The 16,989-nt window shown below is 71.0% G+C and carries 18 protein-coding genes; 7 read left to right on the forward strand and 11 right to left on the reverse strand.

Going from position 1 to position 16,989, the window contains the following annotated elements:
• Window positions 1-34: 34 nt before the first annotated feature.
• The 4 genes from ACLQ27_RS00410 to ACLQ27_RS00425 all read right to left on the reverse strand — a co-directional run bounded on the left by ACLQ27_RS00410 (window position 35) and on the right by ACLQ27_RS00425 (window position 3,989).
• Window positions 35-1,147, reverse strand: a complete 1,113-nt coding sequence (locus tag ACLQ27_RS00410) for a PEP-utilizing enzyme (RefSeq protein WP_357575336.1) — start codon at window positions 1,145-1,147, stop codon at window positions 35-37.
• On the reverse strand, window positions 1,144-2,190 hold the full coding sequence (locus ACLQ27_RS00415; protein ID WP_357575337.1) for a radical SAM protein: 1,047 nt from the start codon (window positions 2,188-2,190) through the stop codon (window positions 1,144-1,146). Before ACLQ27_RS00415 ends, ACLQ27_RS00410 begins: the two co-directional genes overlap by 4 nt.
• A gap of 285 nt (window positions 2,191-2,475) precedes the next feature.
• Window positions 2,476-3,294: an alpha/beta fold hydrolase gene (locus ACLQ27_RS00420; protein ID WP_357575338.1), complete on the reverse strand. Its 819-nt coding sequence runs from the start codon at window positions 3,292-3,294 to the stop codon at window positions 2,476-2,478.
• Window positions 3,295-3,323: 29 nt separating this feature from the next.
• Window positions 3,324-3,989, reverse strand: coding sequence for a DUF4097 family beta strand repeat-containing protein (locus ACLQ27_RS00425; RefSeq protein ID WP_234583649.1), 666 nt, complete (start codon window positions 3,987-3,989; stop codon window positions 3,324-3,326).
• A gap of 244 nt (window positions 3,990-4,233) precedes the next feature.
• Between ACLQ27_RS00425 and ACLQ27_RS00430 the strand changes: the two genes are divergently transcribed.
• Window positions 4,234-4,947 carry a helix-turn-helix domain-containing protein gene (locus ACLQ27_RS00430; protein ID WP_425865281.1) on the forward strand — a complete coding sequence of 238 codons (714 nt, stop codon included), beginning with the start codon at window positions 4,234-4,236 and terminating at the stop codon, window positions 4,945-4,947.
• Between the two features lie 3 nt (window positions 4,948-4,950).
• Here the strand turns inward: ACLQ27_RS00430 and ACLQ27_RS00435 are convergent, their stop codons facing one another.
• From ACLQ27_RS00435 to ACLQ27_RS00450, 4 genes are all read right to left on the reverse strand, one after another.
• Window positions 4,951-7,014: a glycogen debranching N-terminal domain-containing protein gene (locus tag ACLQ27_RS00435; protein ID WP_425865922.1), complete on the reverse strand. Its 2,064-nt coding sequence runs from the start codon at window positions 7,012-7,014 to the stop codon at window positions 4,951-4,953.
• Between the two features lie 12 nt (window positions 7,015-7,026).
• A complete protein-coding gene (locus ACLQ27_RS00440; RefSeq protein ID WP_357490128.1) occupies window positions 7,027-7,389 on the reverse strand; it encodes an SCP2 sterol-binding domain-containing protein in 363 nt (120 codons plus the stop codon).
• 83 nt (window positions 7,390-7,472) lie between these two features.
• The gene (locus tag ACLQ27_RS00445) at window positions 7,473-8,675 is read right to left on the reverse strand and encodes a WD40/YVTN/BNR-like repeat-containing protein (protein WP_425865282.1); all 1,203 of its coding nucleotides are present in this window, start codon (window positions 8,673-8,675) and stop codon (window positions 7,473-7,475) included.
• The gene (locus tag ACLQ27_RS00450; protein WP_425865283.1) at window positions 8,662-9,222 is read right to left on the reverse strand and encodes an RNA polymerase sigma factor; all 561 of its coding nucleotides are present in this window, start codon (window positions 9,220-9,222) and stop codon (window positions 8,662-8,664) included. The genes ACLQ27_RS00445 and ACLQ27_RS00450 overlap by 14 nt, the downstream gene beginning before the upstream one ends.
• Before the next feature lie 127 nt (window positions 9,223-9,349).
• On the opposite strand from ACLQ27_RS00450, the gene ACLQ27_RS00455 reads away from it, so the two are divergent.
• Entirely contained in the window at window positions 9,350-9,856 is a 507-nt protein-coding gene (locus ACLQ27_RS00455; RefSeq protein ID WP_357575344.1) for a DUF6584 family protein, read from the forward strand.
• A gap of 12 nt (window positions 9,857-9,868) precedes the next feature.
• Here the strand turns inward: ACLQ27_RS00455 and ACLQ27_RS00460 are convergent, their stop codons facing one another.
• Window positions 9,869-10,264 (reverse strand): hypothetical protein, encoded by a 396-nt coding sequence (locus ACLQ27_RS00460; RefSeq protein ID WP_425865284.1) that lies wholly within the window; start codon window positions 10,262-10,264, stop codon window positions 9,869-9,871.
• Window positions 10,265-10,724: 460 nt separating this feature from the next.
• Between ACLQ27_RS00460 and ACLQ27_RS00465 the strand changes: the two genes are divergently transcribed.
• The 4 genes from ACLQ27_RS00465 to ACLQ27_RS00480 all read left to right on the forward strand — a co-directional run bounded on the left by ACLQ27_RS00465 (window position 10,725) and on the right by ACLQ27_RS00480 (window position 14,044).
• Window positions 10,725-11,675, forward strand: a complete 951-nt coding sequence (locus ACLQ27_RS00465) for an SRPBCC family protein (RefSeq protein WP_357490136.1) — start codon at window positions 10,725-10,727, stop codon at window positions 11,673-11,675.
• A gap of 30 nt (window positions 11,676-11,705) precedes the next feature.
• On the forward strand, window positions 11,706-12,878 hold the full coding sequence (locus ACLQ27_RS00470; RefSeq protein WP_357575346.1) for a zinc-dependent alcohol dehydrogenase: 1,173 nt from the start codon (window positions 11,706-11,708) through the stop codon (window positions 12,876-12,878).
• 79 nt (window positions 12,879-12,957) lie between these two features.
• Window positions 12,958-13,524: a GNAT family N-acetyltransferase gene (locus ACLQ27_RS00475; protein WP_357490139.1), complete on the forward strand. Its 567-nt coding sequence runs from the start codon at window positions 12,958-12,960 to the stop codon at window positions 13,522-13,524.
• Window positions 13,525-13,657: 133 nt separating this feature from the next.
• Window positions 13,658-14,044, forward strand: a complete 387-nt coding sequence (locus ACLQ27_RS00480) for a DUF2267 domain-containing protein (protein ID WP_357490141.1) — start codon at window positions 13,658-13,660, stop codon at window positions 14,042-14,044.
• 13 nt (window positions 14,045-14,057) lie between these two features.
• On the opposite strand, the gene ACLQ27_RS00485 is transcribed toward ACLQ27_RS00480, so the two are convergent.
• Entirely contained in the window at window positions 14,058-15,536 is a 1,479-nt protein-coding gene (locus tag ACLQ27_RS00485; protein WP_234583634.1) for a glutamate--cysteine ligase, read from the reverse strand.
• Between the two features lie 163 nt (window positions 15,537-15,699).
• Here ACLQ27_RS00485 and ACLQ27_RS00490 point away from each other — a divergent pair, with 163 nt between their 5' ends.
• Entirely contained in the window at window positions 15,700-16,038 is a 339-nt protein-coding gene (locus ACLQ27_RS00490; RefSeq protein WP_357490143.1) for a DUF3817 domain-containing protein, read from the forward strand.
• A gap of 55 nt (window positions 16,039-16,093) precedes the next feature.
• Here the strand turns inward: ACLQ27_RS00490 and ACLQ27_RS00495 are convergent, their stop codons facing one another.
• Window positions 16,094-16,954, reverse strand: a complete 861-nt coding sequence (locus ACLQ27_RS00495) for an alpha/beta fold hydrolase (RefSeq protein WP_357490144.1) — start codon at window positions 16,952-16,954, stop codon at window positions 16,094-16,096.
• Window positions 16,955-16,989: the final 35 nt, after the last annotated feature.

The following is a 16,989-nucleotide window of genomic DNA, read 5'->3' on the forward strand; positions in this document are numbered from 1 at the left end:
GGGCTCCTCCGGGTCTGCGATTGAATAATATGGATCAGGGCAGCACCCGGACCAGCCCAGCGTCTGCATTGACTTCGATCATCGCGCCGTCGGGAATGATCTCCGTGGCGTTGGTGGTACCGACGAGGCACGGAATGGCCAGCTCACGGCACACGATCGAGGCGTGACTCAGGACCCCGCCACGGTCGGCGACCAACCCGCCGGCTTTGGCGAGTAGGGGCACCATGTCCGGAGTGGGTTCGACGCAGACGAGCACCTCGCCGTCGGTGAGGTGGGCCGAAGCGACGTCCTCGAAGACCACGACCCGTGCCCTGCCGGTGACGCTGCCGCGACTGGCGGTCCGGCCGCGAACGTCACCGCCGCTGCCGTGCTGGTCCATCATCAGGTGCACGAACGCTGCGGGGACCTGGTCGCCGAGGGAGATGTTGTAGTCGATGAACCGGATGTCGCCCTCTGGGGTGACGATCGCCTCGAAGTATCCGCACAAGTGGAGATCGCGCGCGAAATCGCAGTTCAGGGCGTCGTGCAGTCGCGCGCGAACGTCAGCGTCGGGCACCGCCGTGTAGGCCACTGCGGCGGCTGCGGTCTGCTGCCACTCCGGGGTCGGCGCCTCCGTCTTCCAGTTCTGGAAGTCGTGGACGTAGCTGACCGACGGTGCCGTGCCGGGCCCGCCCTGCGTCAGCTGGCGCAGGCTGCCCCGGACGATCTCGCCGATCACCCCGTCGCTGTTGACCACGAAGATGGTGGCCCAATGGTTGGGTAGGTGCTGACTGATCTCGATCTCGTAGGAGTCGAGGTCGAGATCCTGCTGGGTCAGCCAGTCGACGAGCGCGGGCAAAGGGAGGTTGCGGTTGCGGTGCACCTGTCCGCCATCCTCCCGCCGCGGGAAGGCGCGCACGGCGTAGCGGCCCTGGGCGGACCTGGCGAAGCTCGTGAATCTCTCGGACCTGCTCGCCACCTCGCTGCCGTCGAATGTGATCGCCTCGATGATGGGCAGGCCCATGAGCTGAGACAGCAACTCGAGACGGCTGGAGCGGGTGGAGTCTTCGGCGAGAATAGTGTTCCGCGCCTCGGCCCGGACAGCTCTCAACCAGTCCGCCAGCGCCGAGTGCTGGCGAAAGTATTCCACCGGCCGGTTCGAGGTCACTGCGCTCTCCTGTCGATTTTTTGGGTTACTGCCGCGTGGCCCGCCTGCCTGGCGGTGATGAATTCCTTGTCGAAGATGCAACCGATCGTGCAGCCCGCGGCTTCGGCCGACCTCGGGAGCCCCTCGTTCACGAATGAGGCGGCGGGGCAGTGCCCCGACGGTTCGCCGGTGGGGCGGTATCGGGAACGAAATCTTTCATTGCGTATCAGAGAACCATCACGCCACCGGTGCGCATTGCCATCGGGAAGGCCCACGAACATCGTGCAGGAGTAGATCCGTTGATCCGGGAAGAGCATCAGCATCGACTCTTGTTCCGCCGCGCAGGACAGGGAACGGCCGGCCGGCCGGAAGGTTCCTTCGAAACGCACGTCGGGAAGCCCCGACGAACCGATGATCTGGTCTCGGAGGTGACGCCACTCCTCCGGACTGGCGAGCATGTCCGCCGAGGCGAAGCCTCGGTCGGTGACGTAATGGACATTGACGTGATCGACGCCGAGTCTGCCCAGTAGGAGCAAGGTGTCGAGTGCCTGATCAAGGTTGTGCCGCCCTACCGACAGGATCGCAGAAACCCGGCGGCCCTGTTGTCGACCAACAGTGATGGACTCGACCGCCGTGCGGAAGGAGCCACGCCGCCGCAGCGCGTCGTGTCGAGCCGGCGAGGCAGCGTCCAGGCTCACCGCGAGATCGAAATCCTCCGCGCCGTGACGCTTCATGAGACGGAGCAGCGAGGACCCACCGTTCGACACGACCCTCATGTGATAGCCGAGCTCCCGGCCGAGCTGAATAGCAAAATCTATGTGGGGATAGAGTGTTGGTTCGCCCCCTAGGAAAGAGATCTCACGAGTTTCCCATTCCGGGCGGGCGGTTTGGAGAAAGCTGATGAGAGCAGCTTTCGGAAGATCTGTACCCCGGTCGAGGGCGGGCCCCACAAAGCAATGTCGACATCGCATGTTGCAGCGGTAGGTCAGGTAGATGTCTGCAGCCGGAACATGCACGACGTCAGGATACAGACGATCGACGAACTCTCTGCCCTTGCGCGCCATCACGACAGCCCTCGCAACCGATGGGGAGGCTGCCGGCCGGGGGCGGTGAGTGGTTTCACGAACGCCGATGGTTCGTGCCCACCGCAATGCCCTGCCGGGTCACGTCCAGCCACGGCTGCCCCCGCCGCCCGCGTCGGACGGACGCCGCAGCGTTCGTGCCCGAGGACGACGATCGGCAGGCTGCCGAATTCCTGCATGGCGAACTCGACGGCTACGACCGCTACTGCGCCCACCGGGCGACCCCGGTCGCGCGAGGCGACCGGGGCGCCGGTGGGCCCGGTGTCGTCAGCGGGCCTCGTGGTCGAGGGCGGCGACCTCGCGTACGGCGGTGGCGACCGCTGCGAAGTCCTTCTTGAGGATCGCGCCGTGGTTGCTGGCGACCTTCGCGCCGACCCGGATGTTCGGGTTGCGGACGGTTACCGCGTCGAGGCTGGCGCGGATGCGCTCCTGCTCGTCGCCCTTGCTGCCCAGGGACGTCCCCGACGCGACCACGTACCGCACCGGAACGGTGATGGCGTCCAGCACCGGGCCCAGCTCCCGTTCGCGGGAGAGCCTGCCCAGCTCGATGTTGCTCTCCGCCATCTGAGCGGCGTTCATTCGTGGGGTCAGGCCCGTCGGACGCAGCAGTGGCATGAACAGGTTCATCCGCCGGAACAGCTTGCGGATGCGCTGCTCCATGGCCTCGTCCAGCCAGTCGTGCGGGAACGCGCCGTCCACCAGCACCGCCCCGACGGTACGGTCCGGGTTCCGGCTGGCCCAGTGCGCGCCGACCACCGCGCCGTACGACCAACCCACGAGCACCGCACGGTCCACGCCCCGGGCGGCGAGAACGGCGTCGACGTCCCGGACGGCGGCCTCGAAGGAGTAGTCCGCCGAACGTCCCGACTTTCTGCCGCGGGCTCGCTCGTCGTAGGTGATGTGCCGCCAACCGGTGCCCAGGTCGGCGATCACGCGTCGCCAGTACCCCTGGGTGGCGAACTGGCCGTTGAGGAAGACCACCGGGATGCCCGTACCGCCGGTGTCGGTGACGGCCAGGGCCGTGTCGTCGACCGGCACCATGCCGGTCCACGTCGAGCTGGTCGAGGAGGGGTTGTTCGTCGTCATTGTCGTACTCCTTGGGGGGTTCGGGGGTTTCAGAGGCTGCGGGCGGTGATGTCGCCGTGCGAGGTGGTGGCGTGGATGTCGAGGTCGGCGCTGCCGGTGTTGGTGAGCGCGTTGCTGACCCGGCCGTGGTCGGTGCCGGCGTCCAGGGCGGCCGAGACGCCGTTGGCGGCGGCGATCGAGATGTCGCCGGACTGGGTACGCAGCACGACCGCGCCGCGTCGGGCCTCGGCGACGTGGATGTCGCCCCGCGTCGTGCTGATCTCGGCCGGGCCGTTGAGCCGGCCGACCTCGACGTCGCCGTCGATCGCGGTGAGACGCACGCTCGCGGCTTCGTCGATCTTGATGTGGCGGTACGCGCCGTCGACGGTGACGTCGCCGAGGCGTCCGACGCCGCGCAGCTCGGCGCTGGCGGCCCGGACCTCGACGCGGGAGTCGGCGGGGAGTTGGACGGTCACCTCCACCGAGCCGGACGGGCCGAGGAACCGGTTGGCGGGGGTCGCGGTCGTGACTCGCAGGACGCCGTCGGCGTACGCGATGGTGGTCCGCTCGGCGGCCCGGGTGTCGCGGTTGCGGCCGACGTCGGTGGGCCGGACCTCGACTGTGGTGTCCGCGCGGTCGGCGGCGATGAACTGGACGCGCCCGGCGGGGATGTCCAGGACGGCGGAGATGGGTGCGGGGGTCGGGAAGCTCGGCATGTCGTTCTCCTGCTGCTCGCAACGGTGTTTCTGATATGAGAAACGCTACGTTGCTTTCCACAAGAGGGCAACAAGCTCGTTGCTTCCAAAGTGCATATGCCCAGGTAAACAGGCTGCAAGTGTTGCAATGGATCAGAATGTAACGCAACGCTGCACCGATGTGTCATTGCAATCGAATGACGGTGAACGCTATGGTGGGGGCGCGCGGGGGCGCTCCGAAAACACCACCACCGAGGAGATCGCGATGCCGGGAGGCAGACTCACCCAGCAGGAACGCCAGCAGATCGCGCTGGGGCTGGCCGACAGCCTGCCGTACGCCGAGATAGCCCGGCGGCTCGACCGTCCGACCTCGACGGTCACCCGCGAGGTGCTGCGCAACGGCGGTCCCAACGCCTACCGCGCCGACCTGGCCCACCGCGCCACCGAACGCCGTGCCCGCCGACGTGTGCCCGCCTCCACCCGAGTGGCCGAGTCGGTCCCGCAGCCGCACGGCCGAGACACCGAGGCCGTCGCCGAGTACACGGAGACGTTCACGACCGTCCTCATGGCCACCGGCCTGAACAAGATGGGGGCGCGGGTGCTGACCTGCCTGTTCACCACCGACTCGGGCAGCCTGACCGCGTCGGAGCTTGCCGAGCGCCTCCAGGTCAGCCCGGCGTCCATCTCCAAGGCGATCGCCTTTCTGGAGAGCCAGAGCCTCGTGCGCCGAGAGCGCGACGAGCGCCGCCGCGACCGCTACGTCGTCGACAACGAGCTCTTCTACCAGGCGACGATCGCCAGCGCCCGCGCCAACGACCAGCTCGTCGAGACGGCCCGCCAGGGCGTCGCCGTCCTCGGTCCGCAGACCCCCGCCGCCGCCCGCCTGGAGAACATCGCCCGCTTCCTGGACTTCATCAGCGAGAGCATCACCCGCGCCGCCGAACAGGCCCGCGACGTCCTGCACAGCCGACCCGAGTGACCGTCAGGCGATTCCGTGCGTCGACGGCGGCCGGTCCGGCCGGTGCCGGGCGAACGCGTCGACCCGGCCCCAGCGGCCGGGAATGTCCAGCAGCGCGATCCGGGAGAAGGCGGCGGGCAACGCGGGATTCACGGCGAGATGGTCGTCGTGCGGATCGATGCCGAGCATGGTGCGCAGCAGCAGCATGGGCGCCCCGCTGGACCACGCCTGCGGGCTGCCGGCGGTCGGGTACCGGACCGGGTACCGGGTGGTGCCGCGGTCGTACCCGCCGAACGCCTCGGGCAGCCGGCCCTGGAAGAAGGTCGCGGCGGACAGGATCCCCTCGGCGATGCGACCCGCCTCGCTGTCGAACCCGTACCGGCGCAGGCCCCAGGCGATGAACGAGTTGTCGAACGGCCAGACGGTGCCGTTGTGATAGCCGAGCGGGTTGTAGCGGCTCTGCCCCTCCGCGAAGGTCCGCACCCCCCAACCCGAGAAGAGTGCCGGGCCCATCAGGTGCTCGACGACACGTGCGGCCCGCTCGGGTGGCACGATGCCGCTCCACAGCAGGTGCCCGATGTTCGAGGAGAGGCTGTCGACCGGGGTCCCGTCGTGGTCCAGGGCGAGGGCGTAGTAGCCGCGGTCGTCGAGCCAGAAGTCGCGGTTGAAGCGGTCGAACAGCGCTGCCGCCTCGCTCTCCAGCCGGTCGGCGTAGTCCGGGTCGCCCCAGAACGCACGCGCCATCCGCGCCCCGCGGATCTTCGCGTCGTAGGCGTACCCCTGGGTCTCGCACGTGGCCCTCGGGAACCCGGGCAGCCGGCCGTCGACATAGGAGATGCTGTCCCAGGAGTCCTTCCAGCACTGGTTGTCCAGGCCCGTGGCGCGGTTGCGTTTCTGGTACGAGACGTAGCCACTCGACGTCAGGTCGGCGTACGTGTCGATCCAGGTCAGCGCCGCGCGCGCCTCCTGCTCCAGCTCCATCACCAGCGCGATGTCACCGCTCCACCGCTCGTACTCGTCGAGCAGCACCACGAACAGCGGCGACGCGTCGACGGTGCCGTAGTACGGCGAGTGTGGCTGCTCCTCGAACGCGGCCGACTCCCCGTAGCGCAGCTCGTGCAGGATCCGCCCGGGGTCCTCCTCCAGGACGTCGTCGGTCCGGGCGCCCTGCAGCGACGCGAGGATCCGCAGGGTCGGTGGGGCCAACGACGGTGTGACGGCCAGGGTCTGCAGGCAGGTCAGCAGGCTGTCGCGGCCGAACAGGGTCATGAACCAGGGCAACCCGGCAGCGGGTACGGCCGCGCCGCCGAGCGAGAGCGGCGCGAAGCGCAGCGCCGCCAGGTCCACCAGGCTGCGGTGGTAGACCTGCTGCAGCGCCGCGCTGTCGGTGTCCAGTGTCGGGGCCTGCGCGACCCACTCCCGCACGCTGTCCGGCAGGGTGGAATCGTCCGGTCGCTGCGCCCGCAGGGCGTCCCGCAGGTCGACGCCGTCCGGGCGCAGTGCCCGCATGGCGGCCTGCAACCGGGTGGTCCACTGCTGCCCGGGCTCCAGGTGCACGGCGAACCGTAGGCCGCTCGGGTCGATGGTGGCCGGCTCGCTCGTCGACACGACCACCTCCCGCCGGTACGTGCCGCGCCGATAGCCCATCAGCAGCTCGTTCGCGTCGACCTGGGTGTAGCGGGTCCCGGCCTTGTCGTGCAGGTCGAACTTGATCTCGAAGATGTCGGCGAAGTCGGCCTCCACCTCCAGGCGGACGTCCAGGTCGACAACCGACTGACCGTAGTTGAAGATCGTCAGCGACTCGGTCAGGTCCGGGCCGATGTGTCGGCGCCGGATGGCGGACACGTCCGCCTCGACGTAGTCGACGGCCCCGCCCGGCACGACGAAGAACGTCACCTCGTAGTACTGGCTGTCGTCCACCGACAGGGCGGCCATGCGTTCACCGTTGACGGTGAGCACCCAGCGGGACAGGTAACGGGTGTCGGCGGCGAACAGCCCGACCGGGGTGGCCGAGGAGGAATGCACGTCCCCACTGGCGTCCGACACGAGGAACGTGTTCCCGTCGATACACGACACGGTGCCGGGGATGTCCCTCATCGGCTACGTCCCACTGGCCGGCTCGGCTGCGCGCCGCGGTTCGGCTGCGCGCGGGAACAGCCGTCCGAGGCGCAACGCCAGGCCGAGGTCGCCGTCGACCATGATCTCGCCGCGGGTGATCGCCGCCAAGCCGTTCACCTCACCGCGCGCCATCGCCTCCGCGACCTGCACGGACACCCTGATCACGGTGGTGGCGGGGTCGCCGCTCCTGGACACCCGCATGTCGCCGTGGTCGATGACGAGGAACCACTGCTCCAGGTCATCCCCGTCCCCGATGTCGAAGCGCACGCTCCCACACACCTTGCGGAAACGCGGGTCCTGGCAGTCAGCGGCCAGCCGCTCGAAGAAGGCGCTGGTCGCCGTCATCCCACCTCCCCGGGCCCGCTTTCGTAGAAGCGGATGCCGGCTACCCGGTGCGAGGCGCTGTTAACACCCAGGGCGGGCCTCGTTCAGGGCGAGAGCGTGAAGCGGGTCCAGGTGGTCGCGTCGGAGGTGACGAGGAGGTGGTCCGGCTGGCTCGTCGGATCGGCGTCGTTCCCGAAGAGCCAGGCGTACCCGGGTGCCACGCTGGCGGTTCCGACGAGCGGGCCGTACTCCCGCACGACAGTGAAGGTCTTCCCGTCGTCCCGGCTGACCAGGAGCCGCGCGAGCCGGTCGGCCCCGGTGCCCCCGCCGGGGCTGATCGCCAGCAGGGAGCCGTCCGACCCGACCGTGAGGTCCCAGATCGCCTCGTCCGGCAGGTCGGTGCCGGTGTCGGTCCAGGTCTTCGCGCCGTCCGTGGTGCGCAGGAGCCGCGCTCCGCCGCCCACCGCCGACGACTCGGTCAGCACGTACCCCTCCCGGTCGTCGAGCCCCACCACCGCCGTCACCATCGCGTCGCCGGGCACGGTCCAGGTGGTCCAGGTCGCGCCCCGGTCGACACTGCGGGCGACCGTCGCTCCCGAAACGCTCCCCATCTGGTACGCCGCCCAGATGCTGCCGTCGGCGGCCGGATAGAGGCTGAACAGTGGGCGCCACGAAGGCGCCGTGGTGAGCCGGTACACCGTCCCGCTCGACGGGTCCACCGCCAGCGGCTCGGACAGTGGCTCACAGCCGAACCAGCAGAAGACCGGCCGGGCCGTTGCCGGGAACGCGGGTACGTCGAGGATCGCGGAAGCCGCGTCCCGCCAGGTGCGACCGTAGTCGGTGGAGAGGAAGAGCACCCCGACGTCGCTCACCAGGTAGGTCCGGTCGCTGAGCACGGAGACCTCGATGCGGGTGTCCACTGTTCCGGTGGTGGTGGTCGCACACCTGGTGCCGTCGAACACCGCCGCGTCCCAGTCCGACCAGGTTCGGCCGCGGTCACCGGTGTACGTGAAACGAACGACACAGCCGTCCCTCCACACGTCGACCCCGGAGTCGGGCCCGGTCAGCGTGAAAGCGTCCCCGTGCGCGGTCGACGGTTGCGTGGGAATCACCCGGTCGGCCCCGTCCGCCCCCGCCACCAACGGCACGACCGCCAGACCGACCAGCGCGACCAGAGCGGCCGCCACCATCGTGACCGACCGACGCCGACGGGAACGGGCAGCCGACCGCAGCTCGTCGAGGGGCGGCGCGGAAATGGCCCGGGTGAGGGTGTCCGCGTCGAATCCAGAGAACTCACGACCGGACATCGATCCTCCCGACTTGTGTAGCGTCCGCACCGGCATTGGTGGCGTTCGTGGTGGTGGCGGTGCCGTCGCTCTCGGCGTCGGCGAGCAGCGCGGCCAGGGCGTGTCGACCGCGCGACAGCCGGGACTTCACCGTCCCGGCCGACACGCCCAGCGTGGCCGCGACCTCGTCCACCGGCAGGTCGACGAGGTAGTGCAACGCCAGGGCGTGCCGCTGCCCCTCCGGCAGCACGCCCAGCGCGGCGAGCAGGGCGAGGTGCTCCGGGGAGTGGTCGGCGACGGCCGGCGGCGGGCCGATCCGGCGCAGCAGCCCGTCGAGGACGCGGCGACGGCGGTACCGGCTGCGGGCCCAGTTCACGGCTACCCGACGCAACCAGGCCTCTGGATTCTCCAGCCCCGCGAAGCGCCCCGGCGACACCAGCGCTCGCGTGAAGGCCTCCTGGACCGCCTCCTGCGCCTCGTTCAGGTCGCCGGTCACCGCGTACAGCTGGACCACCAGGCGCCGGTAGCAGCCGGCGTAGACCTCGGAGATCAGATCGCCGTCGGACACCCGTCACCCCCCTTCTCCACCACTCCCACCAACGGGGCGGGAGGAAGGTTCCGGTGGCCGGCCAGAATATGTGGCCCGGCGGAAATCTGATGTCGGCGCGGCGGGCGTACCGCTCACAATGGCCGCCATGGCGAGAGAGCACGTACTGGCGAGGGTCGAGGCCGACCTGCGGCGTGGGCACGTCCACCCCGCGATGCAGCGGCTGGCGAGCCTGACCGCCGCGCACCCCGACGACCTGGAGCTGCGCTCCCGGCGTGCCGCGCTGTACCGGCAGGTGGGCAACGTCGCCGAGGCCGGTCGGTGGGGTTTCCTCACCGAGGACGCCGACGCGCCGGAGATCGTCGCGTTCGAGAGGGCCTACCCGGGCGCCTGGTCACGTCTGCGCGCGCTGCGGGTGGTCGCCGACCCCACCGACCGGCTCGGTCCGGTGGCGGGCGCGCGGCTCGCCCACCTGGTCGCTCAGGCCGAACGGGAGGGTCCTGCCCCGGTCGTCTGGACCGACCTCGGCCCCCGCTCGGGCGAGCCCGATTCGTGGCACGACGCCCTGGGCTGCCTGGTGACGACCGTGATCGGCCTGGTCCTGGTGGCGCTCACCGTCGTCGGCCTGATCACCGTGCTGCGCTGGGCCCTGTAGCCGGCGGGCCGGTCAAAGGTCGAAGTCCACCACGACCGGCGCGCGTCGGACCCGCACGGGAGTCGCCGCGTCGAAGTCGGCCGCGTGCCGGTGCCACACCGGCGGGGCGTACGCGCAGTTGCAGCGCAGCCGCAGCCGCACCCGCTGGCCGGGCAGCAGGCGCAGGGCGTATCCGGTGCCCACGTCGGCCACACCGGCCAGATCACCTGTGGTGGCGTCGAACGCGAGCACCTGGGCGTAGGTCAGCAACTCGTCGACGCGTACCGCACCGCTGACCAGCGTGCCGGCGGGAAGCGCCTGGTCCAGGGTCGCCGTCCGCCCGGCGCGCACGCGCACCGTCCGCGCCTGCTGCCGAGCGCCGGCCCCACCGGACCACACGGTCGCCAGCCCGGCGGCGGCGAACTGCACCGGCCAGTCGTACGGCCCGAGGCCGCTGCGTCGGCCGGCACGAGCGCGGCGCAGGCCCGAGGCGCCGCTGCGCCCGTGGCGGCGTCGCGGACCACGGTGCGGACGCCACCGGGCGCGGGCGCGAACGACTCGGGGGGACTCGCGAGAGCCGGCGCCGCCGCCTCGACGACCAGCAGGCCGACGACGACTGTGGTGGCCAGCGAACGAAGGAGAGCAGGGCTCATGAGCCCGGACGGTACGGGCGCCCGAGGGATTCGCGTCAGTCGATGTCGCCATGCCGACCCGGCGACTGTGGAAAAAACTCCGCCAGGTCCGGACTTCGCGATCGATGCGGCGCGGTGCGGGGCGTTCTGTCCCGAATCGGTCTCGCGGGGTGGGCGTACCGCATAGCGTCACGGAGGCGGACCCACCGCCGAGGCGCCGCGCGTCGGCGGGCACGGCCCCGCGGAAGGAACCCGACATGGATCGAGTCGAGACGGTGCTCCTGCCGGAGCTGGACGGGCCGGTCCCGACGACCCTGCCGAGGGCGCTGGGCCTGTTGAGCCTGGCCCTGGGCGTGGGCGCGCTGGCCGTACCCCGGTCCCTCGCGCGACTGACCGGGGTGGACGACTCCCCGGCGGCGCAGGCGGTCATCCCGGCCGTCGGCGCACGCGAGCTGGTGCACGCCGCCGGTCTGCTCGGCGGCCGCCGCCCCGCCGGCTGGGCGTGGACGCGGGTGGCCGGTGACGCGCTCGACCTCACCCTGCTGGGCCGGGCGATGGCCGACCGTCGGGGTGAACGCCGACGCCGCCTGGCGTTGACGACCGCCGCGATCGCCGGCATCACCGCCCTGGACACGGCAGTCGCCATCGGCGCCGGCCGCGCACGACGGGCCCGCGCCCGGGTGATCCGGATGGAGATCGCGGTGACCGTGAACCGGTCGCCCGCGGAGGCGTACCGGTTCTGGCGCGACGTGGAGAACCTGCCGAAGTTCATGGCGCACCTGGAGTCGGTACGCGCCGACGACCTGCGCCGCTCCCACTGGGTCGCGCGCGGCCCGGCCGGTCGCCACATCGAGTGGGACGCCGAGATCATCGACGACCAGCCGAACAGGTCCCTCACCTGGCGCTCGCTGCCGGGCGCCCGGGTCGCCAACGCCGGGCGGGTCCGGTTCGTGCCCGCCCCGGGTGACCGGGGCACCGAGGTGCGGGTGCAACTGCGCTACGCGCCCCCGGCCGGCGCACTGGGCCGGGCGGTGGCCAAGCTCTTCGGTGAGGAGCCCGAGCAGCAGGTCCGCGACGACCTGCGCCGGTTCAAGCAGGTGCTGGAGGCCGGCGAGGTGGTCCGCTCCGAGGGCAGCCCGAACGGCACCTCCGTACGCCAGCAGGCCATGCAGCGGCCCGCGCAGCCGCTGCCGACGTCCCGTCGTTGACCACCCACGCCTTCGAAAGGGATCCCAGAGATGAAGGCCACCGCCTGGATGGGCACCGACAGCGTCAAGGTGATCGACGTGCCCGACCCGACGATCATGAATGCCCGCGACGCGATCGTGAAGATCAGCACCACCGCGATCTGCGGCTCCGACCTGCACCTCTACCACGGCTACATCCCGGCCATGCGCAAGGGAGACATCCTCGGCCACGAGTTCATGGGCGAGGTGGTCGAGGTGGGCCCGCAGGTGCGCAACCTCAAGCCCGGTGACCGGGTGGTGGTGCCCTTCCCGATCGCCTGTGGGCACTGCTCGTCGTGCCAGCGGGGCCTGTACTCGGTGTGCGAGAACTCCAACCCCAACGCCGGCATCGCCGAGAAGGTCATGGGCCACTCGCCGGCCGGCATCTTCGGCTACTCCCACCTCCTGGGCGGGTACGCGGGCGGTCAGGCCGAGTACGCCCGGGTGCCGTTCGCCGACGTCGGCCCGCTCAAGGTGCCCGACGACATCCCCGACGACCAGGCGGTCACGCTCGCCGACGTCTTCCCGACCGGCTACATGGGCGCCGAGATGTGCGACATCAAACCGGGGCAGGTCATCGCGGTCTGGGGCGCGGGACCGGTCGGGCTGCTCGCCGCCGCCAGCGCCCGGCTGCTCGGCGCGGAGCGCGTGATCGTCATCGACCGGCTCCCGTACCGGCTGCGGCTCGCCGAGGAGCACGCCGGCGCCGAGACGATCAACTACGAGCAGGCCGACGTGCTCGACACCCTCAACGAGATGACCGCCGGTCGGGGGCCGGACGCGTGCATCGACGCGGTAGGCCTGGAGGGCCACCACGGCAACGCGGCCCTGTACGCGTACGACCGGGCCAAGCAGGCCACGCGGACCGAGACGGAACGCCCGTTCGCGCTGCGCGAGGCGATCCTGGCCTGCCGCTCCGGCGGGGTCGTGTCGGTCATCGGCGCGTACGGGGGACTCGTCGACAAGTTCCCGATGGGCGCGTTCATGAACCGGTCACTGATCATGCGGACCGGCCAGTGTCACGTGCAGCGCTACACCCGGCCACTGTTGGAGCGCATCCAGCGCGGCGAGATCGACCCGAGCTTCATCGTCAGCCACCGCCTGCCGCTGCGCGACGCACCGAAGGGCTACAAGATCTTCCAGAAGAAGCAGGACGACTGCACGAAGGTGCTGCTGAAGGTCTGAGCGTCGGCCGGCAGGCGGGGCGCTCGCCGGACGGCCGGACGCCCCCACCAGCGGAGCGCCTGCGGCTAGCGTGTCGACGATGGAGAGTGTGGACACGTCGACACCGACGACGGACGACACAGGCGTTCGGCTGCGGCCCGTGGGCGAGCCCGACCTGGCGATGCTGCGGCGGTTCTGCGTCGAGCCCGGGCTGATCGGCCTCGACTGGGCCGGCTTTCGTGACCCGGGCGCACCTGCGCGGCGCTTCGCCGTCGACGGCTGGCTGGGCGCCGACGACGGGCGGCTCGTCGTCGAGGTGGAGCAGGATCAGGCCGCCGGGATCGTCAGCTACACGTCCAGGCGGTACTCGGGGTCGGCGTCGTACTGGGAGATCGGGATCGTGCTGCTCCCCGAGTGGCGGGGGAGGGGCATCGGCTGGCGAGCCCAGGCGCTGCTCTGCGACTACCTGTTCACCCACACCCCGGCGCACCGCATCCAGGCCGGCACCCACCCGGAGAACGTCGCCGAGCAGCGGGCGCTGCAGAAGGCCGGCTTCCAGTTGGAGGGTGTCGTGCGGGCCTGCGAGTTCCGGGCCGGCGCCTGGCGCGACGGCTATCTCTACAGCCGGCTGCGCGACGATCCGCCGCCCGCGGCGCTCGCCGGCTGATTCCGGTCCACCGCCACCCAGGCGTCTCGGCACCGGACACCGCGCCACCCCGTTTGTGCCCGGCCAGCCGGGGAAACCGCCCCGTTCGCCCGGCGGGCCGCACGGCCGGCCGAGCCGACGGAAGGAGCGGGTCATGGAGTACGACCAGATGATCGCCACGGTACGCCAGCGCGCGGGCCTCGGGGAGAACGAGGCCGTACGGTCCGTACAGGCCGTCCTGTCGGTGCTCGGTGAACGGCTCGCCGGACAGGAGGCCGACCACCTGGCAGCACAGCTACCGGATCGGCTGGACACGTCGGTCACCCGCAACCCGCAGGGCCGCCGGTGGGACATCGGTGAGTTCCTCAAGCACGTCGGTGACCGGGAGCAGGTCGCGAACCCGGACCAGGTGCGTCAACACGCTCAGGCGGTGCTGCGGACCGTCGCCGAGGCCCTCAACGACGACGAGCGACAGGACCTGCTCGCCCAACTGCCGGGCGGCATCACCGACCTGTTCGGCGTGCCGACACCGCGCGGCTGACCGTCGCCCCGCTTCAGGGGATCGGCCACTCGTGCACCGGCCGGTTGCTGTGCATCAGCGTCACGTAGTGCCGGACCACCTCGCGCAGCGCCTCCGGCCGGTCCAGGTGATCGGCGGACTCCAACCGGTGCAGCGTCTCCACCTGCCAGGTCGCGCCGTTGCGGCTGGTCAGGCACCGCTGCTCGATGATGCCCAGCAGCCGGTCACGCTCGGCCGGGTCGAGGCCCCACCGGTCCAGGCCGTGGTGCGCCATCGGCAGCAGCCGGCGCAGCACCAGCTCGGTGACCGGCAGGTAACCCAGGCCGGGCCAGAAGACCTGCGCGTCGATGCCGTGCCGGGCGCAACTGGTGAAGTTCTCCTCGGCGGCGCTGAACGACATCTGTGACCACAGTGGGCGGTCCGACTCGGCCAGGGCGCGGACCAGTCCGAAGTAGAAGGCGCCATTGGCGATGGTGTCCAGCACGGTCGGCCCGGCCGGCAGCACCCGGTTCTCGACGCGCAGGTGCGGCCGGCCGCGCGACACGTCGTACACCGGGCGGTTCCAGCGGTAGATCGTGCCGTTGTGCAGCCGCAGCTCGGCCAGGTTGGGCACCTCGCCGGCCGCGAGGGTCTGCGCCGGGTCCTGCGGGTCGCACACCGGCAGCAGCGCCGGGAAGTAGCGGACGTTCTCCTCGAACAGGTCGAACACGCTGGTGATCCACCGCTCGCCGAACCACACTCTGGGGCGTACGCCCTGGGCTTTGATCTCTTCCGGCCGGGTGTCGGTGGCCTGCTGGAACAGCGGGATGCGGGTCTCGCGCCACAACTCCCTGCCGAAGAACAGCGGCGCGTTCGCGCCCAACGCCACCTGGATGCCCGCGACCACCTGGGCGGCGTTCCAGTAGTCGGCGAACTGCGCCGGGCTGACCTGCAGGTGGAACTGGGTGCTCGTGCAGGCCGCCTCCGGGGTGATCGTGTCGGCGGTGACCGCCAGGCGTTCCACCCCGCTGATGGCGATCGGCAGGTCCTCACCCCGGGCGGCGAAGATCTGCTCGTTGAGCAGCTTGTAGCGCGGGTTCGCCGAGAGCGTCTCGGCGGTCAGGTGCTCGGGGCGCAACGTCGGCAGGATGCCGATCATGACCATGTGCGCGCCGATCGCGCGCGCCTTCTCCTCCGCGGCGTTGAGGCTGGCCCGCACGTGCTCCTCGAAGTCGGCGGTGCCGGTGCCGGTCAGCCGCCGCGGCGGCACGTTGATCTCGATGTTGAACTGGCCCAGCTCCGTCTGGAAGCTCGGATCCTCGATGGCCGCCAACACGTCGGCGTTGCGCATCGCCGGGTTCGACGCCTCATCGACGAGGTTCAGCTCGATCTCCAGCCCGGTCATCGGCCGGTCGATGTCGAACCGCGACTCGCGCAACATCTCGGCGAAGACGTCCAGGCAGTTGCGCACCTTCTCGCGGTAACGCGCCCGGTCCTCCCGACTGAAGGTCCGTACGCCGACATCCTCGCCCATGGTCACCACCCTGTCACCGCTGGTCCCCCCAAACCTCGCACGGAGCCGGCGGGCGGGGGAAGACCCGAGGGTTCTTTCCTACCCAGTAGCGGGCCCCGTGACCCCTGTCGCACGCTGCGTGGTCGGCGCGGGCGCGAACGGCCGGCACCGCTAGCATTGCCGGATGCGCGAGAAGGTGACCCGGCTGTTCGTCGCGGCGGCGATCGCCGAGGCCTGCTCCTGGCTGGCCCTGCTGGTCGGGATGGCCGTCAAGTACGGCCCGCCCGGCAATGAGCTGGGCGTCAAGATCTTCGGCCCGATCCACGGCGGCCTGTTCGTCGCGTACGGGCTGCTGGTGCTCGCGGTGGCCCGGCTGCGCCGCTGGAGCCTGCCGGTGAGCGTCGTGGCGCTGGCCTGCGCCGTGCCGCCGTTCGCCACCGTGATCTTCGAGCGCTGGGCACACCGCCGGGGCCTGCTCGGCAGCGTCGACCAGCCGACCCGCGAGCCCACGCCGGTCGGCTGACCCGCCGCCGAACCCGCGCGCTGGGGCGGGAGCCATGCGGGGTGCGGGCCCCCGCTCACTCCGTCAGGAAGTCGGCGAGCAGAGCGGCGAGCGCCTCCGGCGCCTCCTCGGCCATGTGGTGACCCGAGTCGACCGACGCCGCCCGTACGTCGTCGGCCCACTCCCGCCAGATGGCCGCCGGGTCGCCGTGCAACTCCACCATGTCGTCGCGCTCGGACCAGACGAACAGGACCGGGCAGCCGATCCTGTGCCCGGCGGCCCGGTCCGCGTCGTCGGCCGCGCGATCCGGCCCGAGCCCCGCGCGGTAGTCCTCGCACATTGCGTGCACGGTCGCCGGGTCGTGGATCGCTCGGTGGTAGTCCTCGTACGCCTCCTCGCCCATCTCGGCGGGGTCACCCCCGTACCAGGCGTCCGGATCGGCGTTGATCACCCGTTCCGCCGGCTTGTCGGTCTGCCCCAGGAAGAACCAGTGCCACCAGCGAGCGGCGAACCGGGCATCGCAGGTGCGCAGCGCCTCGCCGATCGGCACCCCGTCGAGCACGCCCAGGCGACTGACCCGATCCGGGTGGTCCAGCGCGGTGCGCATCGCCGCGTACGAGCCTCGGTCGTGGCCGACCACGGCGGCGCGCTCGTGGCCCAGCGCGTCGAGTAGCGCCACCACGTCGCGGGCCATGGCTCGCTTGGCGTACGCGGAGTGGTCGGGGGTGTCGGCCAGCTTCGTCGAACGGCCGTAGCCGCGCAGGTCCGGGCAGATCACGGTGTGCCGCCGGGCGAGCAACGGCGCCACCCGGTGCCAGGTGGCGTGGGTACGGGGATGCCCGTGCAGCAGCACGACGGGCGGGCCGGAGCCGCCGTGGCGGACCCGAAGGCGTACCGGACCGACGTCGATCTCGTCGAGGGTGAAGCCGGGAAACATGCCGGTGCCGGTGCCCGCCCGTCGCGGCCCGGAAA

Source organism: Micromonospora sp. DT63 (assembly GCF_049841615.1).
Lineage (GTDB): Bacteria > Actinomycetota > Actinomycetes > Mycobacteriales > Micromonosporaceae > Micromonospora.